Consider the following 24,099-nt stretch of genomic DNA (forward strand, 5'->3'; position numbering starts at 1 on the left):
CGTCCTCATGAGCGGCGCGTCACGTTGGTCTTGGCGGCGGGTGCCGGCTGCGGCCAGCGCACGGCGAACCCGTTTGTGTAGCGCAGGTCGGCGTAGACGAAACCCTCGTCGTGGCCGGCCATCAGCTGCGGATAGACATCGAGGAAGCGGCGCAGCCGCGCGCCGGCGAGGTCGCGGTCGCCGATCACGATGCGCGCGCCGCTCGCCGTGGTGACGCTCCAGCTGCCGCGCGCCGTCAGCGCCACGCCGTCGATCGCGAGACGCGTGCCGGCGAAGGCCTTGCGCACGTCGGCATAGAAGCTCACCACCTCGGCAAGCCGGTCGTCCGGCCCTTCGAGGTCCGGCAGCGTGGCGGCATCGGCGGCGCCGATCGGCGCGTCGAACACCTTGCCCTGCCGGCTGATCAACTGCTTGTCGTTCCAGCGCGCGAACGGCTGGCGCTCGATCACGCGCAGCTGCAAGGTGTCCGGCCAGCGTTTGCGCGCCTCCACCGACTCCACCCACGGCAGCGCCGCCACCGCCTGTTGCACGCTGTCGAGGTTCAGCGCGAAGAAGCCCTTGCCCAGCCGCGGCAGCACGGCGGCGCGGATCTCGTCCATGTTCACGTGCCGGAACTCGCCCTGCACCGTGAGCCGGGTCACCGGCCAGCGGCCGGCGGCGAACCAGCCGTGCAGCACGCCGACGACCGGCAGCGCCACCAGCGCGATGGCGAGGCACCAGGCGACGAGGCGGACGCTACCCCTCATGCACCCTCCCGGAAGCTCGTCTCGAGCACGCGCCAGCACAGCGCCTCGTAGTCGATGCCGGCGGCGCGCGCGGCCTTGGGCACCAGCGAGTGCGAGGTCATGCCCGGTGCGGTGTTCACTTCCAGCAGCCAGTTGCGGCCGGCGCGGTCGCGCATCACGTCGACCCGGCCCCAGCCGGCGCAGCCCAGCGCGTCGAACGCCTGCAGCGCCAGCGCGCGCAGCTCGCTTTCGGCATCGCCATGCAGGCCGGGGCACAGGTACTGCGTGTCCTCGGCGACGTACTTCGCGTTGTAGTCGTAGAACGCGCCCTTCGGCACGATGTGGATGGACGGCAGCACCTCGCGGCCGAGGATGCCGACGGTCAGCTCGTCGCCCTCGATCAGGGTTTCCATCAACAGGTCGCCGGGGTACTTCGCCGCCAGCTCGACCGCGCTGTCCAGCTGCGCCTCCTCGAACACGCGGGTGACGCCCACGCTGGAGCCTTCGCAGGCCGGCTTCACGATCAACGGGAAGCCGATCGTGTGCGCCGCGGCATGCACCGCCGCGGCATCGGCGCCGCGCGCCAGCGCCACGAACTTCGGCGTGGGCAGGCCCAAAGACTGCCACACGCGCTTGGAACGCGGCTTGTCCATCGACAGCGCCGAGCCGAGCACGCCCGAGCCGGTGTACGGCACCTTGAGCGATTCCAGCGCGCCCTGCAGCACGCCGTCCTCGCCGCCGCCGTGCTGGCCGTGCAGGATGTTGAACACGCGCGCGAAGTGGCCGGCGCGCAGGGCGTCGAGCAACGCCGGGATACCGTCGATCGCGTGCGCGTCGACGCCGCGCGCCTTGAGCGCCGCCAACACGTTGCGGCCGGAATCCAGCGACACCTCGCGCTCGGCCGAGCTGCCGCCCATCACCACCGCGACGCGGCCGAAGTCCGCGGGGTTCGAGATGCGCGAGGCAGGATTCGTCGTGACGGCCATCAGGCGGCTCCCCTGGTCTTCAGTTGGCCCAGCTGCGCGAGTTCCACCGCCGCCGCGCCGATGTCGCCGGCGCCGAGCAGCAGCAGCAGGTCGCCGTCGCGCAGCAGCGCCGGCAAGGTGTCCTTGAGTTCGCGCGGATGCTCGACCAGCACGGGGTCGACCTTGCCGCGCGCGCGCACCGCACGCGCCAGCGCGCGGCCATCGGCGCCCGCGATCGGCGCCTCGCCCGCCGGATATACCTCGGTGAGCACCAGCACGTCGGCCTCGGCCAGCACGTTCGCGAAGTCGTCGAGCAGGTCGCGCGTGCGGCTGTAGCGGTGCGGCTGGAAACCGACGACGAGGCGCCGCTCGGGCCAACCGCCGCGCGCGGCGGCGAACACCGCGGCCAGCTCGCTGGGATGGTGGCCGTAGTCGTCCACCAGCAGGACTGTGCCGTGGTCCAGCGCGATTTCGCCGCGGCGATGGAAGCGCCGACCCACGCCCTGGAAGTTAGCCAGTGCGTGCGCGATCGCCTCGGCGCCCACGCCGAGCTGCCAGCCGATGCTGGCGGCGGCCAGCGCGTTCAGCACGTTGTGCCGACCGGGCAGGTTCAGCATCACCGGCAACGCCTCGGCGCGGCCGGGCAGGTGCAGGTCGAAGTGCATCTCGAAGCCGTGCTGCACCACGTTGGAGGCGCGCACATCGGCGTCGGCGGTGGCGATGCCGTAGGTCATCACGCGGCGCGTGGTGGTCTTCGCGAGCTTCGCCACCTCGGCGTCGTCCACGCACAGCACGGCGAGGCCGTAGAACGGCAGGCGATGCAGGAAATCGGCGAAGGCCTTCTTCACCTCGGCGAAATCGCCGTGGTAGTTCTCCAGGTGGTCGGCGTCGATATTGGTGACCGCCGCGATCACCGGCGACAGCAGCAGGAAGGAGCCGTCCGATTCGTCGGCCTCCGCCACCAGGTACTGGCCGGTGCCCAGCCGAGCGTTCGCGCCGGCCGCATTGAGCTGACCGCCGATCACGAAGGTTGGGTCGTAGTTCGCCTCGGCCAGCACGCTGGCGACCAGGCTGGTCGTCGTGGTCTTGCCGTGGGTGCCGGCGATCGCGATGCCGCGGCGGAAGCGCATCAGCTCGCCCAGCATCTCGGCGCGCGGGATGACCGGGATGCGCGCCGCACGCGCGGCGAGCAGCTCGGGATTGTCCGGCTTGATCGCACTGGAAGTGACCACCACGTCGGCGTCGCCCACGTTCGCGGCGTCGTGCCCCTCGTGCACCACCAGGCCCAGTCGCGCTAGGCGCTGCGCGGTGGGCGAGTTCGCCTTGTCCGAACCCGACACCGCATAGCCCAGGTTGTGCAGCACCTCGGCAATGCCGCTCATGCCCACGCCGCCGATGCCGATGAAGTGCACGCGACGGAACGTGGTCATCAGGTCTTCGTGCGCGAGCAGGCGACGTGGCGTCATGCGGCCACCTCCAGGCAAGCACGGGCAATCACCGCCGCCGCGTCGGGCTTGGCCAGCGTGCGTGCGGCTTCGGCCACCGCGAGCAGCCGCGCGCGGTCGGCCAGCAGTGCATCCAGACGCTGCGCAAGTGTTTCGATGTTCAAATCACGTTCCTGGATCAGTTCGGCCGCGCCGGCGGCGACCAGCGCCTCGGCATTGCGGGTCTGGTGGTCGTCCACCGCGTGCGGGAACGGCACCAGCACCGCGCCCAGCCCGGCCGCGGTGAGTTCGGCCAGGGTCAGCGCGCCGGCGCGGCAGACCGCGAGATCGGCCCAGCCGTAGCTGCCCGCCATGTCCTCGATGAACGGCACCACTTGGGCCTCGACGCCAGCCTTCGCGTACGCTTCGCGAGCCTCGGCTAGGCCACGATTGCCGCACTGGTGCAGCACTTCGGGGCGACGCTCCGGCGGCAGCAGTGCCAGCGCCTGCGGCAGCGTGAGGTTCAGCGCGCGCGCGCCGAGACTGCCGCCCAGCACCAGCAGGTGCGCGCGGCCCGCGCGACCCGCAAAGCGCTGCGCGGGCGGCGCCAGCGCGGCGATCGCGCCGCGCACCGGATTGCCCACCCACTCCGCGTTCGGCAGCGCGTCGGCGAAGCCGGCCAGCACGCGCTGCGCATGCGCGGCGAGCTTGCGGTTGGTGAAACCGGCCACGCGGTTCTGCTCGTGCACCAGCAACGGGCGATGCAGCAGGCGCGCGGCCAGGCCGCCGGGGCCGGCCACGTAGCCACCCATCGACAGCACGCTGCGCGGCTTCAGCCGGCGCAGCGTGCCGAATGCAGACAGCAACGCACGCGCCAGCATCACGGGCGCCGCGAGGCGCGTCTGCCAGCCTTTGCCGCGCAGACCGCCCACGCGGATCTCGTGCAGCTCGATGCCGTGCGCCGGCACCACCTTCGTCTCCATGCCACCGACCGCGCCCAGCCATGCCACCGGCACGCCTTGCGCGCGCAGCGTCTCGGCCACGGCGAGGCCGGGGAAGATATGGCCACCGGTGCCGCCGGCCATGATCAGCACGGGACGCTGCTCGGCGTTCATGCCACCGCCGCCTCGCGCGGACGCACCGCGTCGTTCACGTCCGGCGCCGCTACCGCCTCCGGCATGCGCTTGGCCATCTGCCGCGCATCCAATGCGCGGTTGATCTCCCAGGTGGCGCGCAGCAGCACGCCGGCCATCGCGCAGGTCAGCACCATCGACGAACCGCCGTAGCTGATCAGCGGCAGGGTGAGGCCCTTAGTGGGCAGCGCGCCGAGGTTCACGCCCACTGAGACGATCGCCTGCATCGCCAGCATCAACGAGATGCCAAACGCGACGTAGCCGGCGAAACGCTGGCCCACCTCGACCCCTTTGAGACCCAGGTACAGGCCGCGCCCCACCGCCAGCGCGAACAGGCCCATCACCAGCATCACGCCGACCAGACCCAGCTCCTCGCCGATCACCGCGAAGATGAAGTCAGTGTGCGCCTCGGGCAGGTACGACAACTTCAGCACGCTGGAACCCAGGCCCACGCCGGTCCACTCGCCGCGGCCGATCGCCATCAGCGACTGGGTGAGCTGGAAGCCGTCGGTGAACGGGTGCTCCCAGGGATTCATGAACGAGGTGAGCCGCTTTACGCGGTAGCTCTCGCCGGTCGCCGCGATCACCAGCAGCGGCATCAGCGGCAGCCCCATCACGAACAGGTAGATCGGCCGCGCGCCGCCCAGCCAGACCATCGCGATGGTCACCGAGATCACCAGCGTGGCCGAGCCGAAGTCGGGCTGCGCCAGCAGCAGCAGCACGATGATGCCGGCCACCGCGATCGGCTTGATCAGGCCGAGGAACTTCGTCTCGATGCTGTCGCGATGGCGCACGAGGTAGCTGGCGAGGTAGACCACCAGGATGAGCTTCACCGCCTCCACCGGCTGGAAGCTGGTCACCACCAGGTTCAGCCAGCGGTGCGCGCCGTTGATGCGCATGCCCAGGTGCGGCACGAACACCGCCAGCAGCAGCACGAAGGCGACCAGCATCAGATGGAACGCGTACTTCTCCAGCAGCTTCAGCTCGGTGCGCATCGCCATGCCGGCCGCCACCGCGCCCAGTGCCAGGAACAGCAGGTCCTTCTTCAGGTAATAGAACGCGCCCACGTGGCTGCTGTCGGCCACCGCGATCGAACTGGAGGTCACCATCACCACGCCGATGCTGGCCAGGCCGACCAGCGCGACCAGCAGCCACAGGTCGTAGCTGCCGCGCGGCCCCTGCCGCTTGATCGCCTGCGATGTACCGAAGCCGAACATGTCAGCGCACCTTCAACGTGGCGAGGCCGATCAGCACCAGCACGACGCTGATGATCCAGAAGCGCACGATCACCCGCGGCTCGGGCCAGCCCTTGAGCTCGAAGTGGTGGTGGATCGGCGCCATGCGGAACACGCGCTTGCCGGTGAGCTTGAAGCTGCCCACCTGGATCATCACCGAGGCGGTCTCCAGCACGAACACGCCACCCATCACCAGCAACACGATCTCCTGGCGCACGATCACCGCGATGCAGCCCAGCGCGGCGCCGATCGCCAGCGCGCCCACGTCGCCCATGAACACCTGCGCCGGGTAGGTGTTGAACCACAGGAAGCCCAGCCCGGCACCGGCCAGCGCACCGCAGTAGATCGACAGCTCGCCCGCGCCGGGGATCGAGGGGATGCCCAGGTATTCGGAGAACAGCTTGTTGCCGGCGAGGTAGGCGAACACGCCGAGCGCGCCGGAGACCAGCACGGTGGGCATGATCGCGAGGCCGTCGAGGCCGTCGGTGAGGTTCACCGCATTGGAGAAGCCCACCACGATGAAATACGCCACCACCACGAAGAACGCGCCCAGCGGAATCGCCACGTGCTTGAACAGCGGCACGTACAGCGCGGTCTCCGCCACCGGCGCGTTGCCGACCGCGTGTGGCGCGGTGAAGAACAGGAACAGCGCCGCGCACAGGCCGAACACCGACTGCCAGAAATACTTCCAGCGCGAGGCGAGGCCGCGGCTGTCCTTCAGCACCAGCTTGCGGTAGTCGTCGTAGAAGCCGATCACGCCGAACGCCAGCATCACCGCCAGCACCACCCACACGTAGCGGTTGTGCAGGTCGGCCCACAGCAGCGTGGCGACGGTGACCGCGAGCAGGATCATCACGCCGCCCATGGTCGGCGTGCCGGCCTTGGAGAGATGCGTCTGCGGACCATCGCTGCGCACCACCTGGCCCGCCTTCAGCGCGGCCAGCTTGCGGATCAACGCGGGACCCAGCAGCAGCGACACCGCCAGCGCGGTGAGCGCAGCCATGATGGTGCGAAAGGTGATGTACTGGAACAGGTGCAGCGTGGTGAAGTGCCGCGCCATCCAGTCCGCGAGTTCAAGCAGCATCGGATGCGCCCTCCGGCTTTGTATCGGCGTGTCGTGCCGCACCTTCCAGTGCCTTCACCACCTCGTCCATGCCCGACGAATGCGAGCCCTTGACCAGACAGGTCACGCCGTCGTGCAGGCCGGCTTTCAGCGCGGCGATCAGCGCGGCCTTGTCGGCGTAGTGTTCGCCGCCCGTGCCGAACGCCTCCACCGTCGCAGCACCCAGCGGGCCGACGGCGAACAGGCGCTCGATGCCGCGTTCGAGCGCCCGCGCGCCCACGCCGGCGTGCAGCGCGTGGGCGTCGGCGCCCAGTTCGGCCATGTCGCCCAGCGCCAGCCAGCGTTCGCCCGCCGCCAGCGCCAGCGTGTCGATCGCCGCGGCCATCGAGCTGGGGTTGGCGTTGTAGCTGTCGTCGATCAGCGTGACGCCGCCGGGCAACGCGATGCGACGCAGGCGGCCGGCGACCGCACGCGCCTGTTCCAGTCCTGCCACGATGGTGGTCAGCGGCACCTCCAGCGCCAGCGCGACGGAAGCCGCGGCCAGCGCGTTCGCCACGTTGTGGCGGCCGGGCAACGCGAGATTCACCTCGGCGTCGCCTTCCGGCGTGCTCAGCACGAAGCGCGAACCATCCGCGCGCTGCTCCACGATATCGGCGCCCACGTCGGCCTTGTGTTCCAGGCCGAAACGCAGCACGCGGCGCGTGCCGGCCAGGCCCGCGAAAAAACCGGCGAACGCGTCGTCCGCATTGATGATCGCCACGCCGTCCGCCGGCAGTGCCTGGTACAGCGCGCCCTTGGTCTCGGCCACGCCTTCCACGCTGCCCATGCGCTCAAGATGCGCGGGGGCGATGATGTTGACGAGGCCGATTTCGGGCCGCGCGATGGCGGCGAGATAGGCGATGTCGCCAGGCTTGCCTGCGCCCATCTCCAGCACTGCGTATTCGGCGTCTTCCGGCATCGCCAGCAGGGTCAGCGGCAAGCCGATCTCGTTGTTGAAGCTGCCCGTGTTGACGTGGGTGTGGCCATGCAGCGACAGGATGGAGGCGGCGAGCGTCTTCACCGTGGTCTTGCCGTTGGAGCCGGTGATGCCGATCACCCGTGCATGGCGCTGCGCGCGCACTGCGCTGGCGAGGTCGCCCAGCGCCGCTTCCACGTCGTCCACCAGCACCTGCGGCAACGGACTGTCCAGCTTGCGCGACACCAGCGCGCCGGCGGCGCCGGCGGCAGCGGCCTGCGCGAGATAGTCGTGGCCGTCCACGCGCTCGCCCTTGAACGCAGCGAACAGGTCGCCGGCTTTCAGCTTGCGGGTGTCGATCGCGACCCCGCCCACCGCGGCGTCATCGCCGAGCAGGCGGCCGTGGGTCCACATCGCGATGGCGGAGAGCCGCATCATGCGCGCCGCTCCAGGGCTGCGCGCGCGACCAGCATGTCGTCGAACGGGCGCTTGCCGGCCGCGCTCTCCTGGTAGGTTTCGTGCCCCTTGCCGGCGATCACCACCACATCGTTGGCCGCCGCCATCTCCAGCGCCTGCCCGATCGCGGCGGCGCGGTCGCGTTGCACGCCGTATTCGCGCGCCGCGCCCATGCCGGCCACGATCTGCGCCACGATCGCGTCGCCGCTCTCGCCACGCGGGTTGTCGTCGGTGACGATCGCCACGTCGGCCAGCCGCGCCGCGATCGCGCCCATCAGCGGGCGCTTGCCCGGGTCGCGCTCGCCGCCGCAGCCGAACACGCAGATCAGCCGCCCGCGGCAATGCGCGCGCACGGCAGTCAGCACCTGCTCCAGCGCGTCGGGCGTGTGTGCGTAATCCACCACCACCAGCGGCAGGCCGTGGCGGCCGCCCAGCCGGCTCATGCGCCCGTTGACCGGCTGCAGATTCTCCAGCGCGGCCACGATGCGCTCGAACGACTCGTCCAGCGCGCCGAGACAGGCCGCCACCGTGAGCAGGTTCGCCACGTTGAACAGGCCCAGCAGGTGGCTGCGCAAGGTGTGCGTGCCCCATGGCGTGCGCAGCACGAAGGCCAGGCCCTCGGCGGAGCTGACCACGTTGCTGGCCGCCACGTCCGCGGCGGCATCGCCGTGCGCGCTCACGCGCAGCGCGCGCACGCCGGCCGGCAGCCGTTCCAGCAGCTCGGCGCCGAACGCGTCGTCGCCGTTGACGACCGCGGCGCGCAGTCCCGGCCAGGCGAACAGCTTCGCCTTCGCCGCGCCATAGGCTTCCATCGTGCCGTGGTAGTCCAGATGGTCGCGGGTGAGGTTGGTGAACGCGGCGACCTCGAAATCCACCGCGCCGACCCGGCCCTGCTCCAGCGCGTGCGAAGAAACTTCCATCGCCACGTGGGTCGCGCCGGCATCGCGGAACTCGGCCAGCAGGGCGTGCACGCTGATCGCATCCGGCGTGGTGCGCTCGCCTTCGCGCAGCCGACCGTGCAGGCCGGCACCCAGGGTGCCGATGCTTGCGGCGCGATCGCCGAGGAAGGTCAGCGCCTGCGCCAGCAACTGCACGGTGGAAGTCTTGCCGTTGGTGCCGGTGACGCCGATCACGTGCAACGCTTCGGACGGACGCCCGTGGAAGCGCGCGGCAATTTCGCCGACCAAGCCGTGCAGGCCGTCGATCCACAGCACCGGCACGTCCAGCGGCTCGATCCCGATCGCCGGCCCTTCGGCCAGCACCACTTCCGCGCCGCGCTGCACCGCGCCGGCGGCGAACTGGATGCCGTGGCTCTGCGTGCCGCGCAACGCCAGGAAGGCGTCGCCGCGGCGCACCTTGCGCGAATCCAGGGCCAGCCCGGACACCACGATGCGCGCGGCGCCCGGCGTGGCGGCCAGCGGCGCGTCGGCGAGGCCCAGCAGCAACTGGTCGAGATGGCCGGTGCTCATGGCGCACCTCCTTCCGTCGGCGCCTCGTCGACCGGCGCCTCCTGGATCGGCACGTCGTTGACCGCCGGCGTGACCGGCGTCTGACTGCCAACCAGGCCGCCGTTGCCCTGCAGCGGACCGCCCACGTACCAGCGGCCGATGTTGTCCGGCGGGATGTCGAGCAGGCGCAGCGCGCCACTGGTCACCGCGGCGAAGGCCGGCGCCGACACGGTGCCGCCGAAGTAGCCGTTCTTGCCGGTGGTCCCGTTGATCACCACCGCAGTCACCAGGCGCGGGCTGCTGGCCGGCACGACGCCGACGAAGAGCGAGTTGTAGGTGCTCTTGGAGTAGCCGCCGGCGATCGCCTGGTGCGAGGTGCCGGTCTTGCCCGCCACGCTGTAGTTCGCGATGCGCGCGCGCGCGCCGGTGCTGCCGGGACCAGTGATCGTCTCCAGCATGCTGACCAGCTCATGCGCCACCTGCGGCGAGATGATCTGCCGGCCCGCGCTGTCGTCGCCCTTGATGAAGGTGGGCGTGTGCATCACGCCGCCGTCGGCGATGGTGGCGTAGGCGTTGGCCAGCTGCAGCGGAGTGACGTTCAGGCCGTAACCGTAGGCCATGATCGCCTTTTCCAGCGGACGCCAGTCGCGGCCGATCTTGAGGTAGCCGGAGGCCTCGCCGGGGAAGCCGCTGCCGGTGCTGTTGCCCAGGCCGAACGCGCGGTAGGTGTCGTACATCAGCGGCGTGTCCAGCGTCATCGCGATCTTCGCCGCGCCCACGTTGCTGGAGCGGGTGAGCACGCCGGTGGGGGTGAGCAGGCCGTTCGGGTCGTCGTCGCGGATGTCGTGGCCGTAGAAGTACCAGTGGCCGTTGCCGGTATCGATGATCGGGCCGGTCGGCGTGTACTTGCCGCTGGACAGCGCCGCCGCCAGCGTGAGCGCCTTCATCGTGGAACCGGGCTCGACCACGTCGGTGAGCGCGCGGTTGCGCCGCTGCGCCGGCTTGCTGCCGGCCACCGCGTTCGGGTTGAAGGTCGGCATGCTGGCCATCGCCAGGATCTCGCCGGTGCGCACGTCGAGCACGACGATCGAGCCGGAAGCAGCCTGGAACTTGTCCAGCGTGGACTTCAGCTCGTTGTAGGCGAGAAACTGGATGCCGCGGTCGATGCTGAGCGTGAGGTTCTGCCCCGGCTTGGGCGCACGCACCTGTTCCAGATCCTCGACGATGTGGCCCTTGCCGTCGCGGATCACGCGCTTGGCGCCGGGCTTGCCGGCCAGCCAGTCGTCGTAGGCCAGCTCCAGGCCTTCCTGGCCATGGTCGTCGATGTTGGTGAAGCCCAGTATGTGCGCGGTGACTTCGCCCGACGGGTAGAAGCGCTTGAATTCACGCTGGCCGTTGACGCCGGGGATGTCGAGATCGAGCACGGCCTGCGCCGCCTCCGGCGCCATCTGCCGGCGCAGGTAGACGAACTCGCGGCTCGCGCGCGCTTCGAGATAACTCTGGATGTCGGCCGCGTTCCCGCCCAGAGCCTTGGCCAACGCGGGGATGCGGTCGTCGTTCGCCAGCACCTCGGCCGGGTTGGCCCAGATCGAGGTGACCGGCGTGGACACCGCCAGCGGCTCGCCGTTGCGGTCGAAGATGGTGCCGCGCGAGACCGGGATCGGCACCTCGCGCAGGAATCGCGCATCGCCCTGCTTCTGGTAGAACTGCTTGCGCACCACCTGCAGATCGAACGCGCGCGCCACCAGGCCCAGCGAGACCAGGCCGAGCACGCCCGCCACCAGCACCATGCGCTTGCGCGCGCTGGGGCCGGCGCCGCGCCGGCGGCCCGGTGACGGCGTGGCGCGCTGCGGCTGCGGGCGGGTGCGGTCGCGCCAATTCATCGGCGCAGCAACCGGATGTCTTGCGGCCGCGGATCGAGCATGCCCAGCTGCTGCCGCGCCTCTTCGTCGATGCGTCGCGGCTCCGCGAACGTGGCCTGCTCCAGTTCGAGCTTGCCGTATTCGATGTTCATGTCGTCGCGCTGGTTCTGCAGCGCGGTGAGCTTGACGAACAGCACGCGGCTCTCGTGGCGCGCCCACACCACGCTGATCGCGCTGGCCAGCACGGCGGCCAGCAGCGCGAGCATGAAGAGGGACTGGATCAGCCTCATGCGGAGCCCACCTTCTGCGCCACCCGCAACACGGCGGAACGGGCGCGCGGATTCGCGGCGAGTTCGGCCTCGGAGGGGAACTGCGCCTTGCCCACCGCGGCGAGTTCGGCTGGCGCCGCAGCCTGCGGCGGACCGCGCCGACTGCCCAGCACGCGGCCGGAATGGTCGCGGATGAATTGCTTGACGATGCGGTCTTCCAGCGAGTGGAAGCTGATCACCGCGAGCCGGCCGCCGGGCTTCAGGCGCGCCAGCGCGGCATCCAGCCCGCGCCGCACCGAATCCAGTTCGCCGTTCACGCGGATGCGCAGCGCCTGGAAGCTGCGCGTGGCCGGGTGCTTGCCCGGTTCGCGCCGCCCCACCACGCGCTCGATCAGCGCGGCCAGTTCGCCGGTGCGGATGAGCGGGGTTTCCGCGCGACGCTCGACGATGGCGCGGGCGATCTTGCGGCTGAAACGCTCCTCGCCGTACTGCCACAGCACGTCGGCGATCTCGCGCTCGGGTGCATGGGCGAGGAAATCCGCCGCGCTCTCGCCCTGGCTGGTGTCCATGCGCATGTCCAGCGGCGCATCGGCCATGAAGCTGAAGCCGCGCGCGGCCTCGTCCAGCTGCGGCGAGGAGACGCCCAGATCCAGCAGCACGCCGTCGAGACCGGCGGCGGTCTCGTCCCACTCGGCGAGGCTGGCGAAGTTGGCGTGGCGGATCGTGACGCGTGGCTCGGCGGCGAACGCCTTCTGCGCCGCGTCGATAGCGACGGGATCGCGATCCATCAGCAGCAGGCGGCCGCCGGGGCCGAGACGCGACAGCACGGCGCGAGCGTGACCGCCGCGTCCGAACGTGCCATCCAGATAACGCCCGCCTGCCTGCACGGCAAGGCCCTCCACCGCTTCGTCCAGCATTACCGGGATGTGCCGCAACTCGGCCATGCCGCACCTCCCGTCCCGTATCCCGCCCGCAAAAACGTGCGCCGCATTACAGCTGCAGCGCGGCCATCTCGTTGGTGATTTCGTCTTCGCCGATGGTCTGGCGGATCTTGGCCAGGTGGGCCTGTTCGCTCCACAGCTCGAACTTGTTGCCCATGCCCAGCAGGACCGCCTTCTTCTCGATGCCGGTGGTCGCGCGCTGGCTGGCCGGCAGCAGGATGCGCGCGGCACCGTCGGGTTCCACCACCGCGGCGGCACCGACGATCTTCATCTGCATGTCGCGGTGCGACTTGACCACCTTGGACAGCGCATTGACCTGGTCGCGCACCTTCTCCCACTCCTCGTGCGGGAACAGCCACAGGCAGCCCGGCTCGAACGGGTTGTAGGTGACCACCAGCCGGTTCGCGCAGGCGCCGGCCACCAACTCGCGGTACGCGGTCGGTATGGCCAGGCGGCCCTTGTCGTCGACGGTGATGGCGGTTTCGCCCTGGAACACGTAATAGACTCCACGAAAACCCACGATTTCACACTGAAAGCCACGATAGTCTCGCCCCATGAGACTGTCAAGGGATTTTTGCTTGTGAATCAAGGAGAAAGGCGAAGTTGTGGCGGTGTTTCCAGCACTTTCTGAGAAACATCCCAAAGGTGCTTGAATGCAGGGAAATTTTTCTGCGACGCATCCGCTCAAGTGGATCGCAAAAGTCCGCTCCTTGCGTCGGCGGGAGCGGCCGGGCATGAACCGCCGTTCACCTCGCACCATGCGCCGCCGCATGCGCGCACCCATGACCCGTCCCGGCGCACGCGTGGTGCGCCGGGACGGGAGCGGGAAAGGTGGAGTCGGCCTGTAAGCCGGGTTCTGTACGCCTTGCGGCGCGACAGTCATTCCTCTCGGCCAAGCGTCGCCGCCTGGCTCCAGCAACCTACCCGGGGACGACGCGGGCCGCGCCAATGTCCCCCTATTTGGTCTTGCTCCGAGTGGGGTTTACCGTGCCGTACGGCGTTGGCCCCGTACGCGGTGCGCTCTTACCGCACCCTTTCACCCTTGCCTGTGCCCTTGCGGGCCATCGGCGGTCTGCTCTCTGTTGCACTGGCCGTCGGCTCACGCCGCCCAGGCGTTACCTGGCACTCTGCCCTGTGGAGCCCGGACTTTCCTCGATGCGCTTGCGCGCGACGCGACTGTCCGGCCGACTCCGCCTGCCAGTTTAGTAGGAGCGCACCCTGTGCGCGATGCTTTTCGGAAGTATCGGTGAAAAGCTATCGCGCACAGGGTGCGTTCCTACCCTTCATAGAGGAGTTTGCGTGGCGCCCCGCTGATCGCCGCGGCGAGCTTGGCGGCCTTCGCCGGTGGCAACTCCTCGCGCAGGATGGCGAAGATGCGCTGCCCTTCGGCGAGCTTCGCATCCGCCTCCTCGCCACGACCCGCGACGAGGATCACGCATTCGCCGCGCTGCTGGTCCGGATCGTTCGCCACGCGTTCGGCGAGTTGCGCCAGCGGCTCGTCGAGCACCGTCTCGAACAGCTTGGTGAGTTCGCGCGCCAGCACCGCCTCGCGCCCGTCGCCGAACACTGCGCGCATGTCCGCCAGACTCTCGGCGACGCGATGCGAGGATTCGTAGAAGATCAGCGTGCGCGGCTCGCCCACCAGTTCCTGCAGGCGAGCGCGGCGCGCCGCGGATTTCGGTGGAAGGAAACCCTCGAACACGAAGCGGTCGCTGGGCAGTCCCGCCACCGACAGCGCAGCGATCGCCGCGCAAGCACCCGGCACCGGCGCGCAACGAATGCCGGCCGCGCGTGCCGCGCGCACCAGCCGGAAACCGGGATCGGAAATCAGCGGCGTGCCCGCATCGGAAATCAGCGCCACCGATTCGCCGCCCTGCAGGCGTCGCACCACCGCGTCCACCACCTCGCGCTCGTTGTGCTCGTGCAACGCGAGCAGCGGCGTGGCGATGTTGTGGTGAAGCAGCAGCGGACGGCTGTGGCGGGTGTCTTCGGCGGCGATCACCACCACCTCGCGCAGCGTCGCGATCGCGCGTGCGGAGAAATCGTCGCGATGGCCGATCGGCGTGGCGACCACCCACAGGCAACCGGGTTGGACGGATGACATGTGCAAGCTCCTGCGGACCCGAGTCACGGAAACGATCGGCTATCATCGCGCACACTCGCCGCGAATACCGACAAGAGAGCTCCGATGCGCCTGCGTTCCGTTCCCCGGCCATCCCTGACGACCCTCGGCCTGACCCTGTTGTTGACCGGAACGCTCGCGCTGAGCGGCTGCGTCCCCGGCAACACGAAACCTTCGCCCGCCGAAATCAGCGCAGCGGACGGCGCCGCCGCGCTGGCGCGGCAAGGCCAATTCGACCAGGCCGCGCAGGCTTATCTCGCGCTGGCCGGGCAGTACGGCGGCCATGCCGACCATTATCGCCTGCTCGCAGCCGAGTCCTGGCGCGAGGAAGGCCGCATCGACGACGCCGCGCCCACGCTGGCGCAGATCAAACGCGCCAACCTGCAGAGCGACGATGCGGTGCGCTTCGATCTGTTGCGCGCGGATCTCGCGTTGCGCCACCACGACGCAGCCGCCGCGCTGCAGCTCACCACCCAGCCCACCGTCGCCGTGCCAGGCAAGCTGCAGCTGCGCCTGTACGAGCTGCGCGCCCGCGCCCAGGCCGCCACCGGCGACCACTGGGGCGCCGCGCGCACCCGCGTGCAGATGGACGACAGCTTGCAGGGACTGGATCGCGCGGAGAACCGCAAGCAGATCCTCGCCGAACTCACCAAGCTCGACGTGGCCTCGCTCAAGCAGCGCGCTGCCGCGATGAAGCCGGGCGACCGCATGCTGTCGTGGACCAACGAGGCACTCAGCCAGCTCGGCGTCGCCGTGGCGCAGCCACCGCCCTCGCTGCAGCAGCCGGTGGGCACCCTGCTGCCCGGCGCCAATGCCGAGGTGCGCGAGGGCTACAAGATGCCCGCCCGTGTGGCCTTGCTGCTGCCCACCAGCGGCGCCTTCGCCGCGGCCAGCGACGCGATCCGCGAAGGCTTCTTCGCCGCCTATGCGGAAGACGCGCGCACCCACGCACCGCGCGCCTCGGTACGCATCTACGACACGCAGGGCAGCGCCGATGGAACACTCAAGGCCTACCAGCAGGCGGCCAGCGACGGCGCGCAACTGGTGGTCGGCCCGCTCACCCGCGGCGCGGTGGCTGCGCTGTTCGGCCTATCCAAGCTGCCGGTGCCGGTGCTGGCACTGAACCACCCCGACAGCAAGCAATTGCCTGCGAGCGGCGCCAGCGAATTCGGCCTGTTGCCGGAAACCGAGGGCGCGCAGGCCGCCGACCACATGATCGAACGCGGCCTGCACCAGGCCTACGTGGTGATCTCCGGCGACGACTTCGCCCAGCGCGCCGCCGGCGCGTTCAAGGCCGAGTTGCTCGCCCGCGGCGGCGAGGTTGCCGGCATGGCCACGCTGCCCGCCGGCGGCGCGAACTACGCCAACCTGATCGCCAACCTGCACCTGCCCGCCAGCGCCACGCCAGCCGCCGCGACGCCCGACACTTCCAACCCCGCCAGCAGCGCCAGCACGGGCGCCATCGCGTCCACGGCGGCAAGCGACGCCGGCATCTTCATCAGCATGCGCCCCAACCAGGCGCGCCTGCTGCTGCCGCAGCTGCGGATCGCCAAGATCGCGCTGCCGGTATTCGGCAGCTCGCACGTCTACGCCGGCAGCGACAACCCAACCGCCGACGGCGACCTCAACGGCGTGGAATTCTGCGACGCGCCATGGCTGTTCGACGCCCAACCCGGCCTGCCCCACCACGACGACATCGCCACCTTGCTGCCCGCCGCGCGCGACGGCAGCGCGCGGCTGTTCGCGTTCGGCATGGACGCATGGAACCTGGTGCCCTACCTGGACTGGCTGCGCGACCACCCCGGCAGCTACCTGCCCGGCGCCAGCGGCCAGCTCACCGCCGACCAGTTCGGCCGCATCCGCCGCGTGCTGATCTGGGCGAAATTCCAGAACGGCCTCGCCCGCCCATTGGGCGGCAGCCTGCAGGTCGACGACCTGCCCGCGCCGTCCGGCACCGCACCGGCACCGGCCAACAGCAGCGATCAGCCGGCCACCGCCTCGTCGGCCGGCTGATGCGCAGCACCGGCGCCGCCTTCGAGCAACGCGCCGGCGCCGAGCTCGAACGCGCCGGCCTGAAACTGCTCGCGCGCAACTACACCACCCGCCACGGCGAACTCGACCTCGTCATGCTCGACGGCGACACCATCGTGTTCGTCGAAGTGCGTTACCGCGTGCACGCCGGCCATGGCGACGCACTCGCCTCGATCACCCGCACCAAGCAGGACAAGCTGATCCGCACCGCGCAACTGTGGCTCGCCGCCCACCCGCAACATGCGCAACGCGCCTGCCGCTTCGACGTGGTGAGTTACGACGGCCCTGCGCCTGACGCGTGCATGCAGTGGCTGCGCGGCGCGTTCGAGGCAGGTTGAAACCAGATCCGCAAGAGTCGGGTGCAAACCGGGCAATTCGATTTGCATCACGGCAAACACCGGTGTCGCCATAAGGCGAACGGCCGGGGCCGCGGGTCGCACGCCATCACGGTGCATGAAGCACTCGCATCGATGCCACGCCCGATCAGATGTCGGGAACCCGTTGCGAGCATTTGGTGGAAGCCACCCGTGTAAGCAATGGACTACATGTCGTCAGCACGAACGGACATCTGTTTCAGTGCGCTCACCGACATGCCTCAATCCGGGCCTGACCTAACATAGACATCGCGCAGTTTTGCGATGCGTTAGACGAAATCCAGGCGTATCGCATGACAGCATTCGCAACCGTGGCATGCGCTGCATGCTGCACAGGGGATGCACCGGTCAGTCGATCTCGGAGCGTACTCACGCGCCGATCTCCGATCGCGCCGGGCTTTCACCCGCGGAATGGGCACCGGATTTCTCCGGATGGAATACACGAATGGATATCGAAGCGATGGAACAACCAGACACCCGCCCGAATCGCCACCAAGGCGGCGCCCGTCCGCATTCCGCGGCAGAGATTCCTCAGCTGCGCTCCCGTCATCTCGATATGGCAATCCCCTTATTCAATCAATGCCGGTGCGCCTCAGACGCCGCGAATAAAGGCGGCATTTTGTAATGCCATCGCATCCCGGGTACTGCAAATGGAAGTCCCGGCAAGGCAAACACACTCAACCCCAACCAGCGGACCAGACGTGGACAAGGATCTTCTGAAGTTGACCCGCACAGGCGCCACGCTGCTCGTCATCGCGGCGCTAGCCGGATGCGGCACACCCCCGGCCAGGAACTTCGCGGGCCCGTGGAAACCCGTCAATCATTTCCAGAGCACGCCTACCGAGATACCGCTGAATCCGGCCTACGTGTTCTACGCATCGCCGATGGACGAAACGCTCAAGACGATGCTCGCACGCTGGGCCAGGGACTCGGGCAGAGAACTGTCTTACCAGCTCGGCTTCGATGTCACGCTCTATCAGCCGGTCTCGGGCATCCGCACGACGGATATCGACGACGCCGTCGCGCGACTCAACTCCATCTTTGCGATGCAGGGGGTTTCCGTGTCGGCCGATGCGCGGCGCATCGAAGTCCGATCGCCCGCCGCCGGCAATTCGGACGCCACGGCCGAAAACGTCACTCGCGCAGCAACGCCACCCGCCACGGCCGCCGGCGCCAAGTGAGTTCGCGGGCCAGCAACATCACGGAAGGAACGGATACTCGCCGATGCTGAAGAAGAATTCATCCAGCAGGAAAATTGACGAAACGATTGCACAGTCGGTCAATTTCGAACTGACGATCGCGGATCTCGCCAAGCGCAGCGAACGCCGGGCGTGGCTGGTGGCGTTCGGCGCAATCACGATGGCGCTCATCCTTGCCGGCGGCTACTTCTACATGTTGCCGCTCAAGCAGAAAATCCCCTACCTCGTCATGGCCGATGCCTATACCGGCACCAGTACCGTCGCACGCCTGACTGACGACATGACCCATCGCAGGATAAGCACCAGCGAGGCGATCAATCGCAGCAACGTCGCGCACTTCGTGTTGGCGCGCGAATCGTACGATCTGGCCATGCTCAACCTGGGCGACTGGACCACCGTCCAAACCATGTCCTCGCCCGGGGTCCGTGCCGCATACACCCGCCTTTATTCGTCGGTCAATCCGGACAGCCTCTACAAGAAGTACGGCAAGGACACTGCCGTCCGGGTCAAGCTGCTGAGCATCGTGCTTACCGGCGGCGGACCAGGCGTGACGCCCAAGGGCGCCACCGTGCGCTTCCAACGGAGCCTCTACGACAAGCAGACGGGATCCACACGTCCGCTGGACAACAAGATCGCGACCCTGGCCTTCACCTACAAGACCAATCTCGACATGGACGACCAGAGTCGCATCCAGAACCCGCTGGGGTTCTGGGTCACGGACTACCGCGTGGACGACGATTACTCATCGAGCCCGCCCGCCGAAAATCTGCAGACGGACACTTCCTCGGCGCCCGGCCAGGAAACTGCTCCGACGACGGCAGCCGCGCCCGATCCATCCATGGCAACGGCCGCGCCTCAAGCAGGCTCCACAGCGCCGTTGCCAACCACGGATACCCAATCGCCCGGCACCAGCCAGCCCATGCCACCGCGTGAGCCGGCCATCGGGAATGCCACCACGGGAGCAGGCCGTCCATGAACCGATCCAGCCTGCCTGGCTTGGCTGTCGCGGTGTGCGCGGCTTTCGCCGGCACACCGTCCCTGGCGAGCGCACAGGTCGTGCAGCAGTACGAATACCAGCCCAATCGCATCTACCCGGTGCGCACGGGCCTCGGCATCACCACGCAGATCGAGCTGAGTCCACAGGAGAAGATCCTCGACTACAGCACCGGCTTCAGTTCCGGCTGGGAGCTCACCCGACGCGACAACGTCTTCTACCTCAAACCGAAGAACGTCGACGTGGACACCAACATGATGATCCGCACGGCGACGCACTCCTACATCTTCGAGCTGAAGGTGGTCGCTACCGACTGGAAGACGCTTGAGCAGGCTCGGCGGGACGGCGTGGAATACAAGATTACCTTCAGCTATCCGGCCGATGTCAGCTTCGCCAGGGAAATGAAGAAGGACGCCAAGGCCTCGGCGCTGAACACCCGCCTGGTCCCGGGACGCAGCTACAACTTCGACTACGACTACGCCACGCGCAGCAAGGCCGCGCCCTGGCTGGTGCCCGTCAACGTTTACGACGACGGCCGCTTCACCTACATCCGGATGAGCGACCTGAAGCAGTTCCCGACCGGCGACTTCCCCGCGGTGTTCATGCGCGAACAGGAAAAGGGCGAGGACTCGCTGGTGAACACGACCGTCGAGGGCAACACGATCATCGTTCACGGCACGTATCCCTACCTGGTCATCCGCCACGGCAACGATGTCGTGGGCCTGCGAAGGAACACTACGAAGTGAACTCGAACATTCCGAACCAGCCCGGCGACGGCACCGCGTCCCAACCGGCCTCGTCGCACGAGATGCCGGGCCACCAGGCCGACCCGCTGGCAAGCAACCCCTATTCCGCCCGCTACCAGCAGGCTGCCGCACCGGACCTGGACGCTGGCGCGCCCCAGCTGAAGTCGCATGATCTCCGCCGCATGAACCAGCGCGCGCTGTTGCTGCTGGGTGCGGTCGTGCTGCTCCTGCTGTTCGTCGCGTACTGGATGATCACCGGCACCAGCAGCCGCAGCGAACCACCCAAGCTGCGCGAGGAAAAGGTCACGGTGGCGGAGCCACCGAAGTCGCTGGCCTTGCCGCCGTTGCCGGCGCCGACGCCCGTACCGCGGCAGCCCGACCCCATCCCGCTCGTGCAGCAGGCGGCCGCGTCGCTGCCGACGCAACAGGTTTCCCCACCGGTCCCGCAGCCGTCGAGTCTGGTGCAGCGTCGCATCGCCGGCGCGGAGGATGCCGGCGCCGGCGGCCAGGCCACCGATCAGCCGACCGCCGCGGCGATACCGGTTGCGGCGGGTCTCGGGCAGCCGGGCAGCCTGAAGGACTCGACCGTCACCAGCGCCCAGCCGCTGCGCCATCCCGACACCTTGATGCAGCGGGGCACCTACATCCGCTGCGTGCTGGAGACACGCATCATCTCGGACATCCCGGGCTACACCTCCTGCCTGGTCACCGAGCCGGTCTACTCATTCAACGGCCAGCGCCTGCTGCTGCCCAAGGGTTCGAAGGTGCTCGGCACCTACGACCGCGGGCCGCTGGGCGATCGCATGGCGGTGATCTGGGACCGCATCATCACGCCCAACGGCATCGACGTGAACATGGCAAGCCCCGGCATCGACAACCTTGGCGGCGCCGGCATTCCCGGCTATTACGACGCCCACTGGGGCCAGCGCATCAGCTCGGCCCTGCTGATCAGCATGCTCAGCGACGCCTTCAAGTACGAAGCGGCCGAACATGGACCGAAGACCACCACCATCGGCTACGGCGTGGCGACTCAACAGCCGTTCGAGAGCAATACCGCGCAGACCGTGCAGAACCTCGCCAACCAAGCGGTGCAGGCCGCAGCCAACCGCGCGCCTACCGTGACCATCAACCAGGGCTCGATCGTGTACGTCTACGTCGCCAAGGACGTGGATTTCAGCGGCGTCGTGGCCCGCTTCTGAACCGGCTCGCCTCAAGAACCATGGAAGAACTCGCCGCACAGATCTCTCACGAATTCCTCGACTACCAGTACGACGTGCTGGGAGTACGGGAGTTCATGGCGTCGGCGGAGGTCACCGAGATCTGCATCAACCGCCCGGGTGAGCTGTACCTGGAAAGCTGCGGCGCATGGCGACGCGTCGAGGTTCCCGCGCTGACCTTCGAACGAGCCCGGCAGTTCTGCACCGCAGTCGTCAACGAGAGCAACACCGGCCAACGCATCACCGACACCGACCCCGTCGTGTCGCTGACTTTCCCCACCGGCGAGCGTGCGCAGTTCGTGATACCGCCGGCCTGCGAGGCCGGCAACGTCTCCATCACCATCCGCCTGCCCTCGAAGCAGGCGAAGACGCTAGCCCAGTACCAGCAGGACGGCTTCTTCGACGAGATCGTGGAGGTCGGGCAAGGCATCGGCGATACCGATCGCGAGCTGCTGGAGCTGCGGGCGGGACGCCATTACGCGGACTTCTTCCGCAAGGCGGTCCTGAACAAGAAGAACATCGTGGTTTCCGGCGCCACCGGCAGCGGCAAGACCACCTTCATGAGGTCGCTGGTGCACCACATCCCCGACAACGAGCGCCTGGTGACGATCGAGGATGCGCGCGAACTGTTCATCGCGCAGCCGAACGTCGTGCATCTGCTCTATTCGAAAGGTGGCCAGAGCACCAGCAACGTCACCGCCAAGAGCTGCATGGAAGCCTGCCTGCGCATGAAGCCGGACCGCATCATCCTGGCCGAGTTGCGCGGCGACGAATCGTTCTACTTCATCCGCAACTGCGCCTCGGGCCATCCGGGCTCGATCACCAGCTGCCATTCCGGCAGCACGGAACAGACCTGGGACCAGCTCGCCCTGATGGTGAAGGCGTCCACCGAAGGTGCCGGGCTGGAGTTCGCCACCATCAAGCGCCTGCTCAAGATGACCATCGACATCGTCGTGCACATCAAGGCGCACGCGGGGCGCCGTTGCATCACCGGCATCGATTTCGATCCGGGCCGCAGCTTTTCGCAAGCCTGACCCCCGCCACGCCAGGCTCGCACGGATACAGGAGGCCGCAACATGCTCGCCGCAATCGGATTGATGGCTTGCCCCAACCTCGCCGTACCGGTCGAGGTCATGCGCCACGTCGTCGAGGTCGAATCGGGCGCCAACCCGTACGCGATCGGCGTGGTCGGCGGCCAGCTGGCGCGCCAGCCGAAGAACCTGGCCGAGGCGCTGGCCACCGTGCACATGCTCGACGCCAAGGGCTACAACTACTCGCTGGGCGTGGCGCAAGTGAACCGCGCCAACCTCGGCAAGTACGGCCTGGACTCCTACGAGAAGGCCTTCGAACCCTGCCCCAACCTGGCCGCCGGCGCGCAGATACTCGCCGCCTGCCATGCCAGTTCCGGCGGCGACTGGGGCAAGGCCTTCAGCTGCTACTACTCGGGCAACTTCACCACCGGCTACCGCGATGGCTACGTGCAGAAGGTGTTCGACTCCATCAATCGCGCCGCGGGCATGGCTGCCAATGCCGACACGTCCCAAGCCATCCCGCTCAGGTCCGCATCACAGGTCGCGCCCGGTAGCGCTCGGAAAGCGGAAGCCCTGACAGCGGACAGCCCTGGCTACCGCGTGGCGATCCACAGCGTCGCGTTCTACACGACGACGACGGCCGCGGCTCCCGCAAATGGCGCCGCATCGAGTCACGCTCCAGCGTCCCGCGACTCCGTGGTGCAGGCTCCGCCCAACTCCGCTCCGACGTCCCCGGCATCGATCAAGCCAGCGGTGCCAGTGTCCGAACATGCCAGCGGCGCACCAAACGCCGGCGCTGCGTCATCGGTTTTCGTGCCGCAGGTGACCGGACCGAACGATCCACCGCCCCAGTCGACGTCGGTTGGTGATACCGCATCGACACAGGTGGCATCCGCATCGCCCGAGAAGTTCGGCAGCCCAGTCATTCCCGGCCAGGAACATCACGATGCCGCATTCGTGTTCTGAAACCGTGGCGCAGTCCGCTGCGCGCACGACCCACTCCGGTTCACGGACTCGCCAGTCCGCGCCAGTGGCCGCATGGCCGCAAACCCGCCCCGAAGCGCTCGATGCATCCCGCGGTGAATCCGCCTGTACACCACCCAGCCTCCCCTGAAGCGGCCCACGCCCGGCAACCGCGACGTACTCCACCAACCTCAAGGAAACTCGACATGGCACCGAACCAGATCGTCACCGAAAGCCTGCTCCGCTCCAGCCGCGCGCGCCTGGGCATGTTCCTGTACCTGGCGGTGCTCATCGCCCTGGTCATGCCGAGCCTTGCCTTCGGCCAGGACGCCACGGACACCATCAACACCACGTGCAAGTTCGCCACCAACATCAACATGATCCTCAACGCCATCTCCGTCGTGGTCGTGACCATCGCGGTGGTCTTCTCCGGCTACCAGATCGCCTTCGCGCACAAGCGCATCGGTGACGTGGCTCCCGTCCTGATCGGTGCCGTGCTGATCGGTGCGGCAGGCCAGATCGCGAAGATGTTCCTGGCAGGCAGTACCACGGCCGCCGGCGCCACCCAGTGCACGGCGAGCTTGGTCTCGCACGCACTGAACCACTATGCATAAGAACGCGCTGTTCCGCGGCTGCACCCGCCCACCCATGTTTATGGGCGTGCCCTATGTGCCGTTCTTCATGGGGGCGGGCGCGTGCCTGCTGTTGTCGATGTACTTCAACCTGTTCTTCCTGCTGCTGATCCCGCCGGTGATCTTCGTGATGCGCCAGATGGCGCGCCGCGACGAGATGATCTTCCGGCTGCTGGGCCTGCGACTGCAGTTCCGGACCCGGGTTCGAAACCTGCGCGAACACGACGGGATGTGGGTGTTCACGGCCAACAGCTACCGCGGACAGTCGAGAGACAAGAAGTAAGCCACCAGGTGCCCCGGTTCGCCGGGGTGCC

Annotated in this window: 23 protein-coding genes and 1 other RNA gene; 10 read left to right on the top strand and 14 right to left on the bottom strand. The window is 68.4% G+C overall.

The genetic code is table 11. The features are described from left to right. Nucleotides 1-5: 5 nt before the first annotated feature. From B0E52_RS06375 to rsmI, 14 genes are all read right to left on the bottom strand, one after another. Nucleotides 6-746 (bottom strand): cell division protein FtsQ/DivIB, encoded by a 741-nt coding sequence (locus tag B0E52_RS06375; RefSeq protein WP_077482746.1) that lies wholly within the window; start codon nucleotides 744-746, stop codon nucleotides 6-8. Then, nucleotides 743-1,711 (bottom strand): D-alanine--D-alanine ligase, encoded by a 969-nt coding sequence (locus B0E52_RS06380; RefSeq protein WP_077482748.1) that lies wholly within the window; start codon nucleotides 1,709-1,711, stop codon nucleotides 743-745. Before B0E52_RS06380 ends, B0E52_RS06375 begins: the two co-directional genes overlap by 4 nt. Beyond that, nucleotides 1,711-3,156 carry a UDP-N-acetylmuramate--L-alanine ligase gene (murC, locus tag B0E52_RS06385; RefSeq protein WP_077482749.1) on the bottom strand — a complete coding sequence of 482 codons (1,446 nt, stop codon included), beginning with the start codon at nucleotides 3,154-3,156 and terminating at the stop codon, nucleotides 1,711-1,713. The genes B0E52_RS06380 and murC overlap by 1 nt, the downstream gene beginning before the upstream one ends. Then, entirely contained in the window at nucleotides 3,153-4,229 is a 1,077-nt protein-coding gene (murG, locus tag B0E52_RS06390) for an undecaprenyldiphospho-muramoylpentapeptide beta-N-acetylglucosaminyltransferase (RefSeq protein ID WP_077482751.1), read from the bottom strand. The genes murC and murG overlap by 4 nt, the downstream gene beginning before the upstream one ends. Further along, nucleotides 4,226-5,464 (bottom strand): putative lipid II flippase FtsW, encoded by a 1,239-nt coding sequence (ftsW, locus tag B0E52_RS06395; protein WP_077482753.1) that lies wholly within the window; start codon nucleotides 5,462-5,464, stop codon nucleotides 4,226-4,228. Before ftsW ends, murG begins: the two co-directional genes overlap by 4 nt. Before the next feature lies 1 nt (nucleotide 5,465). After that, complete coding sequence (gene mraY / locus B0E52_RS06400) at nucleotides 5,466-6,566, bottom strand: phospho-N-acetylmuramoyl-pentapeptide-transferase (RefSeq protein WP_077482755.1); 1,101 nt, start codon at nucleotides 6,564-6,566, stop codon at nucleotides 5,466-5,468. After that, nucleotides 6,556-7,938, bottom strand: a complete 1,383-nt coding sequence (murF, locus tag B0E52_RS06405; RefSeq protein ID WP_077482757.1) for a UDP-N-acetylmuramoyl-tripeptide--D-alanyl-D-alanine ligase — start codon at nucleotides 7,936-7,938, stop codon at nucleotides 6,556-6,558. Before murF ends, mraY begins: the two co-directional genes overlap by 11 nt. Then, nucleotides 7,935-9,425, bottom strand: coding sequence for a UDP-N-acetylmuramoyl-L-alanyl-D-glutamate--2,6-diaminopimelate ligase (locus tag B0E52_RS06410; RefSeq protein ID WP_077482758.1), 1,491 nt, complete (start codon nucleotides 9,423-9,425; stop codon nucleotides 7,935-7,937). Before B0E52_RS06410 ends, murF begins: the two co-directional genes overlap by 4 nt. Next, entirely contained in the window at nucleotides 9,422-11,287 is a 1,866-nt protein-coding gene (locus tag B0E52_RS06415; protein WP_077482760.1) for a penicillin-binding protein 2, read from the bottom strand. Before B0E52_RS06415 ends, B0E52_RS06410 begins: the two co-directional genes overlap by 4 nt. Further along, nucleotides 11,284-11,547, bottom strand: a complete 264-nt coding sequence (gene ftsL, locus B0E52_RS06420) for a cell division protein FtsL (RefSeq protein ID WP_174575543.1) — start codon at nucleotides 11,545-11,547, stop codon at nucleotides 11,284-11,286. The genes B0E52_RS06415 and ftsL overlap by 4 nt, the downstream gene beginning before the upstream one ends. Before the next feature lie 5 nt (nucleotides 11,548-11,552). Then, nucleotides 11,553-12,479, bottom strand: coding sequence for a 16S rRNA (cytosine(1402)-N(4))-methyltransferase RsmH (rsmH, locus tag B0E52_RS06425; RefSeq protein WP_077482764.1), 927 nt, complete (start codon nucleotides 12,477-12,479; stop codon nucleotides 11,553-11,555). A 46-nt stretch (nucleotides 12,480-12,525) separates the two neighbouring features. Continuing rightward, nucleotides 12,526-12,996 (bottom strand): division/cell wall cluster transcriptional repressor MraZ, encoded by a 471-nt coding sequence (gene mraZ, locus B0E52_RS18520; RefSeq protein WP_168174141.1) that lies wholly within the window; start codon nucleotides 12,994-12,996, stop codon nucleotides 12,526-12,528. A gap of 309 nt (nucleotides 12,997-13,305) precedes the next feature. Beyond that, an RNA gene (rnpB, locus tag B0E52_RS06435) (RNase P RNA component class A) lies at nucleotides 13,306-13,668 on the bottom strand. 84 nt (nucleotides 13,669-13,752) lie between these two features. Further along, nucleotides 13,753-14,580 carry a 16S rRNA (cytidine(1402)-2'-O)-methyltransferase gene (rsmI, locus tag B0E52_RS06440; RefSeq protein ID WP_077482767.1) on the bottom strand — a complete coding sequence of 276 codons (828 nt, stop codon included), beginning with the start codon at nucleotides 14,578-14,580 and terminating at the stop codon, nucleotides 13,753-13,755. Nucleotides 14,581-14,664: 84 nt separating this feature from the next. On the opposite strand from rsmI, the gene B0E52_RS06445 reads away from it, so the two are divergent. From B0E52_RS06445 to B0E52_RS06490, 10 genes are all read left to right on the top strand, one after another. After that, nucleotides 14,665-16,611 (top strand): penicillin-binding protein activator, encoded by a 1,947-nt coding sequence (locus B0E52_RS06445; protein ID WP_077482769.1) that lies wholly within the window; start codon nucleotides 14,665-14,667, stop codon nucleotides 16,609-16,611. Beyond that, nucleotides 16,611-16,967 carry a YraN family protein gene (locus B0E52_RS06450; RefSeq protein WP_077482770.1) on the top strand — a complete coding sequence of 119 codons (357 nt, stop codon included), beginning with the start codon at nucleotides 16,611-16,613 and terminating at the stop codon, nucleotides 16,965-16,967. The genes B0E52_RS06445 and B0E52_RS06450 overlap by 1 nt, the downstream gene beginning before the upstream one ends. 758 nt (nucleotides 16,968-17,725) lie before the next feature. Next, nucleotides 17,726-18,184, top strand: coding sequence for a hypothetical protein (locus B0E52_RS06455; RefSeq protein ID WP_077482805.1), 459 nt, complete (start codon nucleotides 17,726-17,728; stop codon nucleotides 18,182-18,184). Between the two features lie 43 nt (nucleotides 18,185-18,227). Next, a complete protein-coding gene (locus tag B0E52_RS06460) occupies nucleotides 18,228-19,178 on the top strand; it encodes a type IV secretion system protein (RefSeq protein WP_077482772.1) in 951 nt (316 codons plus the stop codon). Then, nucleotides 19,175-19,942 (top strand): TrbG/VirB9 family P-type conjugative transfer protein, encoded by a 768-nt coding sequence (locus B0E52_RS06465; protein ID WP_077482773.1) that lies wholly within the window; start codon nucleotides 19,175-19,177, stop codon nucleotides 19,940-19,942. Before B0E52_RS06460 ends, B0E52_RS06465 begins: the two co-directional genes overlap by 4 nt. Beyond that, on the top strand, nucleotides 19,939-21,141 hold the full coding sequence (locus B0E52_RS06470) for a TrbI/VirB10 family protein (RefSeq protein ID WP_077482775.1): 1,203 nt from the start codon (nucleotides 19,939-19,941) through the stop codon (nucleotides 21,139-21,141). The genes B0E52_RS06465 and B0E52_RS06470 overlap by 4 nt, the downstream gene beginning before the upstream one ends. Before the next feature lie 20 nt (nucleotides 21,142-21,161). Further along, entirely contained in the window at nucleotides 21,162-22,193 is a 1,032-nt protein-coding gene (virB11, locus tag B0E52_RS06475) for a P-type DNA transfer ATPase VirB11 (protein WP_077482777.1), read from the top strand. Between the two features lie 42 nt (nucleotides 22,194-22,235). Then, nucleotides 22,236-23,156: a lytic transglycosylase domain-containing protein gene (locus B0E52_RS06480; protein WP_077482779.1), complete on the top strand. Its 921-nt coding sequence runs from the start codon at nucleotides 22,236-22,238 to the stop codon at nucleotides 23,154-23,156. Nucleotides 23,157-23,359: 203 nt separating this feature from the next. Then, nucleotides 23,360-23,767, top strand: coding sequence for a TrbC/VirB2 family protein (locus B0E52_RS06485; RefSeq protein WP_077482781.1), 408 nt, complete (start codon nucleotides 23,360-23,362; stop codon nucleotides 23,765-23,767). Continuing rightward, a complete protein-coding gene (locus tag B0E52_RS06490; RefSeq protein ID WP_077482782.1) occupies nucleotides 23,760-24,068 on the top strand; it encodes a VirB3 family type IV secretion system protein in 309 nt (102 codons plus the stop codon). Before B0E52_RS06485 ends, B0E52_RS06490 begins: the two co-directional genes overlap by 8 nt. Nucleotides 24,069-24,099 lie beyond the last annotated feature (31 nt).

The organism is Rhodanobacter sp. C06 (assembly GCF_002001105.1).
Classification (GTDB): domain Bacteria; phylum Pseudomonadota; class Gammaproteobacteria; order Xanthomonadales; family Rhodanobacteraceae; genus Rhodanobacter_A.